Consider the following 1,234-nt stretch of genomic DNA (forward strand, 5'->3'; position numbering starts at 1 on the left):
ATTTCGGTTCTCACTCACGCTTGTCCCGCACGTTCCGTGCAGCGCTGCGTGAGCGCGCCGGACGACCGGCGACGCGCTACCGCGCTGTATAGGAAGTTCCCATACAGGCCGATAGGCCGTCGGCGATCGTTCGCCGTCAAACGTCGGATCAAAGATCCGACAACCAAAATGATTTCCCAAGTATCTTAAGGTGGGTTTCCCCATTCGGAGATCCATGGATCAAAGCTCNAGATCCGACAACCAAAATGATTTCCCAAGTATCTTAAGGTGGGTTTCCCCATTCGGAGATCCATGGATCAAAGCTCATTCGCAGCTCCCCACGGCTTATCGCAGCGTATCACGTCCTTCATCGCCTGTGCATGCCAAGGCATCCACCAAATGCCCTTACGACACTTAATCGTTCTCATTGCCAATGCTCATCATCTCGTTGCCCGTTCCCAAGGAACGGCAACAGACCGGGTTACCTTTTACAACCCAGTCAATCCAACAATGCCATCGACGTGTTCGACAAGATCGCTTTATTGGAGCTACGCCGAGCAGCTCACTTGCAATCTCATCTTAAGACCAGCTTCTCGAGATCAAATCCGGTGGCGCGCGGTCAGGCAACGCCAATCCAGCACCGTCTGTCAGATGAACGCCAAAGCCTTCAAACAACAACAATGCCTCGGGACAAGCTTCCTTCCTACGTCCGGCTCCTCTTTCGTTTCCGGTCGGCTAGACCTTCAACGACATCATTGGAACCGGCTTCGGACGCCCTGGGCCAAAACCCAAAACACCTGGAAGCCTCCAGATCAATCTTCTCTTCACGATATATGCAGAACAGGCATCGTCACGCAGACGATGCAAACTTTTTATTTCTTCCAGAAGACAAACGCCGATGTTCAAATCATCCACCCATACCGCGCATAAAGCGCCTCGCCGATCGTTCGGCGGCCTCCAGAGCGCAACGCTCGAAGAGCGCCACAGCGTCCGGACAAAATATGGTGGAGCTGAGCGGGATCGAACCGCTGACCCCCTGCTTGCAAAGCAGGTGCTCTCCCAGCTGAGCTACAGCCCCATCAGCTCGATCGCCCGGGGCAAACCNGCTGACCCCCTGCTTGCAAAGCAGGTGCTCTCCCAGCTGAGCTACAGCCCCATCAGCTCGATCGCCCGGGGCAAACCCCAGGTTCGGCAACATGCCGCGTCTCGGCTCGTCAATCCCTCAGCCATCACTCGCAAAATGCAAATGGTGGGC

Annotated in this window: 1 tRNA gene and 1 rRNA gene; both read right to left on the bottom strand. The window is 55.4% G+C overall.

The window, feature by feature from the left end:
* Positions 1-399, bottom strand: a 23S ribosomal RNA gene (locus BN1800_RS42120); the annotation flags it as partial.
* A 582-nt stretch (positions 400-981) separates the two neighbouring features.
* Positions 982-1,057: transfer RNA gene (locus BN1800_RS39550), tRNA-Ala, on the bottom strand.
* Between the last annotated feature and the right edge of the window lie 177 nt (positions 1,058-1,234).

Origin of the sequence: Rhizobium sullae (assembly GCF_900169785.1) — a bacterium.
Taxonomy (GTDB): domain Bacteria; phylum Pseudomonadota; class Alphaproteobacteria; order Rhizobiales; family Rhizobiaceae; genus Rhizobium; species Rhizobium sullae.